Below are 8,455 nucleotides of genomic sequence, written 5' to 3'. Positions count from 1 at the left end.
AGATGTGTATAAGAGACAGGGAGGGGGCGGCCCTCCAGCTGGGGGGCTCCCTGGGAGCCTGGCTGGGCCGGGTGGTACATTTGGACGCCAAGGACCGGCGGGTGATGGTCATGTGCGGCATGTCCGCCGCCTTCTCCGCCCTGTTCGGCACCCCCCTCACCGCCATGCTGTTCTCCATGGAGGTGGTCAGCGTGGGGGTGATGTACTACGCGGCCCTGGTGCCCTGCACCGTATCCGCCCTCACTGCCTTCCAGGTGGCCCAGGCCATGGGCCTCCACCAGTCCCCCGGGTATGAGATCGGCCTGGAGGCGGCCCTGGGCCCTGTCACTATGGTTCAGGCGGCCGCCCTGGGGATTTTGTGCGCCCTGGTGTCCATTCTGTTCTGCCAGGCCGTGCACACCGCGCCGAAGGTGTACGCCCGCTTCCTGCCCAATCCCCTGCTCCGGGCGGCGGCAGGGGGCGCCCTGGTGCTGATCCTCACCCTGCTGGTGGGCAGCCAGGACTACAACGGGGCGGGGGACGCGGTCATCCGCCGCATGCTGGCGGGGGAGACCATCCCGGCGGCCTTTCTGCTGAAAATCCTGTTCACCGCCCTCACCCTGGGGGCTGGCTTCCGGGGGGGCGAGATCGTCCCCGCCCTGTTCACCGGGGCGGCCTTCGGCACCCTGGCGGGCCCCCTGCTGGGCCTGCCCCACGGCTTCGGCGGGGCGCTGGGGATGGCGGCGGTGTTCTGCGGGGCCACCAACTGCCCCCTCACCTCTCTGATGCTGGCCTTCGAGCTCTTCGGCGGCGGGAGCCTCCCCCTGTGCGCCCTGTGCTGCGGGGTGTCCTACATGCTCTCGGGCTACTACGGGCTGTACAGCGAACAGAAGATCGTCTACTCCAAATTCCGCACCCGGTGGATCGACCGGAAGGTGGAGTAACAAAAAAATGCCGTTACTTTCCCGCCGCTCAACGGCGGAAAAGTCCTCGCTGCGCTTGCGGAATGCCTTGCCCTGCAAGGCATTCCGGGCATTTGATTCCACTCGAGGCGGGCTGCCGCCCCCTCGAGCTCCCCCGCCAATACTCGGGCGGATTCGTCCAAACAGAGGTTTTTCGACAAGCTGAACTCCCCTCCGCAGATACGCTGCGGAGGGGAGTTCTTGTTTTGGGATAGCGGGATCAGCCGTCCAGCTGGGCGGCCACGCCCTCCAGATAGTTGACCGGCAGGTTCTCCGCCTGGCCCGCGTCGATGGCGGCGGCCACGGCGGGGTCGATGGGCAGCCGGGCCAGCAGGGGGAGCCCCAGCTGCATGGCCTCCTGCTCCAGGTGGCTCTTGCCGAAGATGGCGTGCTTGGCGCCGCAGTCGGGGCACTGGAAGTAGCTGTAGTTCTCAATGAGGCCCAGCACCGGGATGGACATCATCTGGGCCATGTGCACCGCCTTGGTGACGATCATGGACACCAGGTCCTGGGGAGAGGTGACCACCAGCAGGCCGTTCACCGGCAGGGACTGGAACACGGTGAGGGGCACGTCCCCGGTTCCGGGAGGCATGTCCACGAACATATAGTCCACCTCGCCCCACTCCACGTCGGTCCAGAACTGCTTTACCACGCCGGCGATGACGGGGCCCCGCCAGATGACCGGGTCGGTCTCGTTGTTGGTCAGCAGGTTCAGGGACATGATCTTGATGCCGCCGGGGGTGACGGCGGGCTGGATGCCGTCGTCGGTGGCCATGGCGTGCTCGTGGATGCCGAAGGCGGCGGGGATGGAGGGGCCGGTGATGTCCGCGTCCAGCACGGCCACCTTGTGGCCCCGCTTGGCCATGGCCGCGGCCAGGGAGGCGGTGACGGTGCTCTTGCCCACGCCGCCCTTGCCGCTGATGACGGCGATGACCCGCTTGATGCTGGACTTGGCGTTGGCCGGGGCCATCAGATCCCGGGAGGCGCAGTCCGCGCTGCAGGAGGAACAATCGTGCGTACAATCTGACATAGTTGGGAAACTCCTTTCTGCCCACACACAAAAAAGGAGGGCATCAAACTCAAAGCTCCGGCGGACGCGCTGTCAGGGCGCGTCCGCCGGGCGCAGGGGACAGTATAACCATTATACCGAGATTGGGAACATTTTCAAGGCACAGAGGGGATGAACTTGAGAGAAAATTACGGCACCAGGGTATTCTCAGTCACCACGTCGCTCTGGCTGTCGGGGGTGGTGAAGTAGTAGGCCAGGATCTCCGCCGCCAGGGAGGCCAGCACCGATCCGCTGCCGCCGTGCTCCACCACCAGGGAGATGGCGATCTCCGGGTCGTCATAGGGGGCGTAGCACACGAAGACGGCGTTGGAATCGCTGGTGGAGCTTACCTGCGCGGAGCCTGTCTTGGCGCCCACCTCAAAGGGCAGGTTCCGGAAGGCGCTGGCCAGGGAGCCGTCGCCGGTGGTCAGTTCCCGCATACCCTCGGTCACCGCGTCCAGGTTCTCCTGGGCGATGTTGATCTCGTCCTGCACCTGGGGCTCGTACTCATAGACCACCTGGGAGAAGTCGCTGGACTTTACCGTCTTGAGCAGGTGGGTGGAGTACCGGGTGCCACCGTTCACCAGGGTGGAGATATAGTTGGTGAGCTGGATGGGGGTGACCTGGGTGCTCTCCTGGCCGATGGCCACTGAGGTGACGCTGCCCTCGTACCAGGTCTGGCCCAGGGACTCGGTGTAGGCCCGGCCGCCCACCACGCCGGACTCCTCATAGAGCTCCACACCGGTCTTTTGTCCCAGGCCGAACATGGCGGCGTACTCGTCCAGCTTGTCGATGCCCACCTGCCGGCCCACGTCATAGAAGAAGTAGTTGCAGGACACCTTGATGGCCTCGGTCACATTCACCGGGCCGTGGGTCCCTCGGGACTGGCGGTAGATCCAGCACTGGGGCGGGTTGACGTCGGTCCAGAAGGTGTACCGCCCCAAGTCCCGAATAATGGTGTTTGGTTCGATCTTCCCTTCCTCCAGCCCGGCGATGGCGGTGATCATCTTGAAGGTGGAACCGGGGGGGTAGAGACCTTGAAACGCCCGGTTCAAAAAGGGCTTCAGTGGGTCATTGTAGTTTTGGTTGTAGTCCTCGCTGTAGGTGGTCAGGGTAAATGTCGGGTAGGATGCAGCGGCCAAAATCTCCCCGGTGTCCACCATCTGCACCACGCAGGCGGCCCCCTCCACCTCGTCGCTGAGGCCGGGCACCCGCTCTGCCAGCAGCTCCTCCACCATCTGCTGCAATTCGATGTCGATGGTGAGGAACACGTTGTCCCCCGGCTCCGGGGCCATGGGCTCCCCTGTCTCCTCGTCCACCCGCCACTGGGAGGAGGTGATTTTTCCATCCTCGTTGCGCTCCACCAGCTGTTCGCCGGGGGTGCCGTGGAGATAGCTCTCAAAGGCCAGCTCGGCCCCCTCCCGGCCCACGTAGTCGTTCTGGGTGTAGCCCTCGTCCAGCCCCAGGTAGTAGTCCACCTCGTCGGTCTCCATGGCGGCCACCCGGCCCAGCAGATGGGCGGCGAACTCGGTCTCAGCCTTGCGCACAGAGGCGGTCTCAATCTCCACCCCTTTGATTCCCAGCTCTTTCACCCGGGTGATGAAGTCCACGTCCACATCTTCGGCGAAGTAGTAGATGGGCCAGTTGGTGATCCGATTGCGGTAGTAGAGCTCGCAGAGCACCCCCGCCACCGCTCGGGCGTCTGTCTCCGACATGTCCCCGATGTTCAGGGTGGGCACCGCCTCGCCGCTCTCCTTCGCCGCCGCCTCGTCCACTGCGCCCTCGCCTTTCACGCCGAAGCTTTTGCACATCATCCCCAGCAGCTCCTCGGCGGTGGGCAGCTGATAGGGCTCCGGCTCCTCCTGAGGGGCCTCCTCTTGCTGACCCATACCGAAGAAGTTCATGATCCGGTCCCATAGCCCGGGGGCCGACCCGCCGGAGGCGTCCGACTCCGGAATCTCCCCCTCCGCCAGCTCTGTGGGGTCCTCGATCCACCCCATATACACCGCCAGCCGGCCCAGCCGGGTCATGTTATAGACCAGCTCGCCGTCCTCGTTGTACTTCGGATTTCCGTTCTCATCGGTGCTCACCGAGTAAAAGGGGGCCTCGGTGGTATAGGAGAAGGGCGCCGTGGTGGTGATAGGCAGGGTGTCCGCCCAGGTCACCCCCTCCTCCCGGCACACCTGGATGAGCGCAAGCAGGTTGGCGCACCGCTCCTCCTCGTTCTCCCCCAAATAGGAGAGCAACAGCGTCACCCGGTAGGAGATCTGGTTAGACGAAAGCACCTTTCCGTTCCGGTCCAGGAGCAGGCCCCGGCTGGCGGAGACCGTCTGGTTCTCATAGGACCGGGCCACCGACTGGTTGGCGTAGTCCGCCCCATTTATATACTGGATGCTGTACAGGTTGGAGCACAGAAAGGTCATTAAAATGGCCAGGATCAGGATTACCCCAATCAGGCGGCGGTGAAACTGTTTGGGATTCATGGAAAACCTCCTTTCCAGAGGGGCAGGCGGGGGAGGGGCCGGTCAGGCCAGCCGGGTTCCTCCCACCCGCCGGAAGATGAAGCGGAAAATCAGATAGACCAGTGGGGTCCAGCACAGGGAGAGCAGCACCTCAGGCACCGCCACCCGGAGCAGCACGTCCAGGGTGTCCAGGCGAATGAACAGGGCCCGGATCAGCCGCAGCCCGTCCAGCGCCCCCAGCACCACCGCGGAGCACAGCAGGCAGCTGAAAAAGTTCTGGCTGAGCACATACTGAGAGGCCGCGCCCACCGCCATCCCCGCCAGGGCCATGCCGAACACCAGCCCGCCGAAGCCCCCGGCGTAGGACAGCTCCCACAGCAGGCCCACCGCCAGTCCGAAGCCCGTCCCGGCGTAGGCCCCCTCCAGCACCGCCACCGCCGCCACCGCCAGGGGCAGCAGCATGGGGATCACCCCGAAGGGGGCGATGCGGTTGAGAACAAAGGCGTCCAGCACCCAGATGGGGACCAGCCCCAGAGCATAGAAAAACCACTTGTGCACTTGATCCCGGGTGGTCACGGTATCACCTCTTTTTCCCTTCCGGGCGCGACGCGCTCGGAACCTATTTTATTCCACAATGTCAAACTCCTTGATGACAAAGACCTCCACCAGGGTGTCCAGATTCACCTCCGGGACGACCACCGCATAGCGGTTCATGCCGGACGCGTCGTTGAACACGCCCTCTACCTGGCCCACCACCAGGCCGGAGGGGTACACGTCCCCCCGTCCGGAGGTGAGTACCTCGTCCCCTGCCACCAGCTGTGCCTCGTCAGGGAGATAGGCCAGGCGGAGCTTCCCCCCCTGCATCAGGCTGAAATCCCCCTCCAGCACGCCGGCGGCGTTGGTGCGGGTGATGATGCCCCCCATCTCCATGCTGGTGTCAATGACGGTGCTGACCGTGGAGTAATGGCTGCCTACCTCCGAGACCACGCCCACCAGCACACCGGTGGAGGTAACCACGCAGTTCCCCTCCTGGATGCCCGACTCGCTGCCCTTGCTCAAGGTGAGGGTGGAGCGCCAGTTGTCGTTGGACCGGGCGGTGACCTTGGCGGACTCGAAGACAAAGTCCCGCCGCCGCTCCCGCAGGTCCAGCAGGTTTCGGAGCAGCTCGTTCTCCTGCAGGGCCTCCTGGCTCTCCCGAATCTGCTGCTGCAGCTGGGCGTTCTCCTCCTCCAGGTCGCTAATCTGCTGCTCCATCTCCCCATAGTGGAAGACGTAGCGGGACACCCCCTGGAAGAAGTCCCCCACCGCCGCCGCCCCATTGCGCACAGGGGTGGTGATGGTGGTCACCAGGTTGGACAGGGGATCGGCGTTGCCCCCCATAAAGGCGGAGGAGACGCCGATGAGAATGCTGAGCAGCAGGGCAATCACCAAAAGCCAGATGCCGTTCCGGCGCAAAAAATCCTTCACGCTCTCCGCTCCTTCTCTGCGGCCAGGCGCAGGGGCTCCACCCCGAACCGGGCCAGAATCTTGCCCAGCCGGCACACCGGCAGGCCAACCACGTTGAAATAGTCCCCGGAGATCCCCTCCACCAGCAGGCAGCCGTAGCCCTGGATGCCGTAGGCCCCGGCCTTGTCCATGGGCTCCCCGGTGGCCACATAGGCCGCGATCTCCTCCCCGGTGAGGGGCCGGAACCGGACGGCGGTGGCCTCGTACTCGGTGACGGTCTCCCCGCCCCGGCGCACCGTCACCCCGGTGTACACCGTGTGCTCCCGGCCGGACAGGGCAGCGAGTATTTCGGCGGCCTCCGCCTCGTCCCCGGGCTTGCCCAGCACCCGGCCGTCCACGGACACCACCGTGTCCGCCGCGATGACGATGTCCTCCGGCCCGGCGCCGGCGGAAATTTCCTCCGCCTTCTGGCGGGAGAGGACCTCTACCAGCTGCGCCGGCGTGAGGGACGGGTCAAAGATCTCCTCCCCCTGGGCGGGGCGGATCAAAAAGTCTGACATGCCCATCCGCTCCAGCAGCTCCCGCCGCCGGGGGGATTGAGAGGCTAAAATCACGGCCATGGAGCCGCCTCCTTTCAGTCATATCCTCTGCTTGTATTCCAATTCGTAGTCATATCTGTGGGTTTCTAGGGGATTTCGCCGCCTGCCATCATAAGCCTTCCCCCTGGGGGGAAGGTGGCACGGCGAAGCCGTGACGGATGAGGGGACAGGTTTCGGATTGGGGTTGTTGTACGCAGGGGGGTTCGCCCTGCGGGGCGAGTTTCTTTCCCAGCGATGGGAAAGAAACCAAAGGATCGCCGGGGGACGGCTCAGGATGAGCGCTTCGCGCTCATATTCGCCTTTCCCCGGACCCCATTACGGGGGTTACCCCTTTAAATAGGCAAAAATTTCCGGCGCGCAAAATCTGAGTGACTGGTCTGAATCCCCGCCGGGCCACTGGGCCCTGAGTTTGCAAAAATTGCCGCCGGTGCGGTTCCACACCTGCGCCTGGGTTTTCCGAACCAACGGCACTGGAGCTGAATCGCCGTAGGGGCGGGTCCAGATCCGCCCGTAAACTTTCTCCTCGGGGGAAGGCTTTTGAAAGAGTGGGCGCTTACCCCTCCATCTGTGCCATCTCCGGCCCCTGATCCAGCGCCCCGGTCACATGGATGGCGTGTCCCCAGAACAGGTCCCCGTCGTTGAACCAGAACTCAAAGCTCCCGTCGGCGGAGATCTGGACGGCGTCCAGCTCCATGCGCTCCATGAACTGCTCCCGGGTGATCTCCTCGGGCTCCCCGTCCTCGCTCTCGGCGGCGTCCTGGGCCCAGTCATTGGCCTGTTCCAGAAGCTCCTGGGCGGCGAAGGCGCGCACCTTCTCGTCCCAGCCCTTCTGGTCGGCCATAAGGGCCTTGGCCTGCTCCACGCAGGCGTCCCAGTCCTCCTCCCGGTCGATGTCCAGCCGGGCGGGCTGGCCCAGCCACTCCACCTCGGCCTCAAACCAGTTGACCAGCCGGTTGAGCGTAAAGGTCCCCAGCTCGGGCACCCAGATAGACACCGGCTTCTTCTGCTCCTCCAGGATGGCCTTCATCTCCGGGTCGATCTCCGGCTGGGGCAGCTCGGTCATCAGAAACTGCTTCCCGTCCTCGGAGGGGCGGACCATGATCTGAAAGACGCTGTCCCCCCGCACCCGGCGGCGGAGGTACTCCATCAGCTTGTCGTCCGCCAGGGCGACCAGCTGGGTCTTCTCCCGGTGGGCTGGTTCCTCGCTGTCCTCCTCCTTCCAGGCGGTCAGCTCCAGCACAGCCAGCCAGGGCCCGTTCTCCTGGGGCCGGCTGCCTCCAAAGCCGCCGGCCCCGGTGACGGCCAGAATGCTGAACTCCTCCGGCAGAAACTTCTGACCCAGTGCCCTCAGCTCCTCCGGAATGGCCGACGCCTCCTTCCGCTCCGCCTCCCGGGCAGCCGCCTTCTGGAGCCGCTCCTGTTCCTCGGGGACCTCCCCGCTCTTCTTTTTGAAAAATCCGAACATGACTGGGATGCTCCTCTCTGGATGAATGTTTACTTCCCGGTGGAGCCGAAGCCTCCGGTTCCCCGCTGTGTCTCGTCCAGCTCGTCCACCATCCGGATCTGGGCCTGGACCACCGGCACCACCATCAGCTGGGCGATGCGGTCGGCGGGCTGAACGGTGTACTCCGATTCCCCGGAGTTATAGAGGCCCACCATAATTTCGCCCCGGTAATCGCTGTCGATGACCCCCACGCAGTTGGAGGGGACCACCCCGTGCTTGATGCCCAGGCCGCTCCGGGCTAGCACCAGGGCCACATAGTCCGCCGAGGGCAGGGCGATGGCGATGCCCGTGGGGATCACCGTCCGCCCGCCGGGCAGCAAGGTGATGGGCTGGTCCAGACAGGCGTGCAGATCCATGGCCGCCGACCCGGGGGTGGCGTAAAAGGGGGTGGGGATCTCTTTTCCGATTTTGGGGGATACCGCTTTGATCTTCAGTTCCATAGTCGCTCCTTGGTG

The 8,455-nt window shown here is 64.7% G+C and carries 8 protein-coding genes; 1 reads left to right on the top strand and 7 read right to left on the bottom strand.

Annotated features, from left to right (window positions below; genetic code table 11):
* On the top strand, positions 1-923 hold a 923-nt coding region (locus H6B31_RS12355; protein WP_204898801.1), incomplete at its 5' end, for a chloride channel protein.
* A 238-nt stretch (positions 924-1,161) separates the two neighbouring features.
* Here the strand turns inward: H6B31_RS12355 and H6B31_RS12350 are convergent.
* From H6B31_RS12350 to dut, 7 genes are all read right to left on the bottom strand, one after another.
* Positions 1,162-1,971 carry an Mrp/NBP35 family ATP-binding protein gene (locus H6B31_RS12350; RefSeq protein ID WP_204898800.1) on the bottom strand — a complete coding sequence of 270 codons (810 nt, stop codon included), beginning with the start codon at positions 1,969-1,971 and terminating at the stop codon, positions 1,162-1,164.
* A gap of 167 nt (positions 1,972-2,138) precedes the next feature.
* A complete protein-coding gene (locus H6B31_RS12345; protein WP_204898799.1) occupies positions 2,139-4,472 on the bottom strand; it encodes a penicillin-binding transpeptidase domain-containing protein in 2,334 nt (777 codons plus the stop codon).
* Between the two features lie 42 nt (positions 4,473-4,514).
* Positions 4,515-5,027 (bottom strand): rod shape-determining protein MreD, encoded by a 513-nt coding sequence (gene mreD, locus H6B31_RS12340; RefSeq protein ID WP_204898798.1) that lies wholly within the window; start codon positions 5,025-5,027, stop codon positions 4,515-4,517.
* Positions 5,028-5,075: 48 nt separating this feature from the next.
* Positions 5,076-5,918 (bottom strand): rod shape-determining protein MreC, encoded by an 843-nt coding sequence (gene mreC / locus H6B31_RS12335; protein ID WP_204898797.1) that lies wholly within the window; start codon positions 5,916-5,918, stop codon positions 5,076-5,078.
* Positions 5,915-6,517 carry a Maf family protein gene (locus H6B31_RS12330; RefSeq protein ID WP_204898796.1) on the bottom strand — a complete coding sequence of 201 codons (603 nt, stop codon included), beginning with the start codon at positions 6,515-6,517 and terminating at the stop codon, positions 5,915-5,917. Before H6B31_RS12330 ends, mreC begins: the two co-directional genes overlap by 4 nt.
* A 532-nt stretch (positions 6,518-7,049) precedes the next feature.
* On the bottom strand, positions 7,050-7,961 hold the full coding sequence (locus H6B31_RS12325; RefSeq protein WP_204898795.1) for a DUF2262 domain-containing protein: 912 nt from the start codon (positions 7,959-7,961) through the stop codon (positions 7,050-7,052).
* Positions 7,962-7,990: 29 nt separating this feature from the next.
* Entirely contained in the window at positions 7,991-8,440 is a 450-nt protein-coding gene (gene dut, locus H6B31_RS12320; protein WP_204898794.1) for a dUTP diphosphatase, read from the bottom strand.
* Positions 8,441-8,455: the final 15 nt, after the last annotated feature.

Source organism: Pseudoflavonifractor capillosus (assembly GCF_016899775.1).
Classification (GTDB): Bacteria; Bacillota; Clostridia; order Oscillospirales; family Oscillospiraceae; genus Lawsonibacter.
The sequence above is the reverse complement of the archived record's forward strand: the minus strand, read 5'-3'. Positions and strand labels throughout refer to the sequence as shown.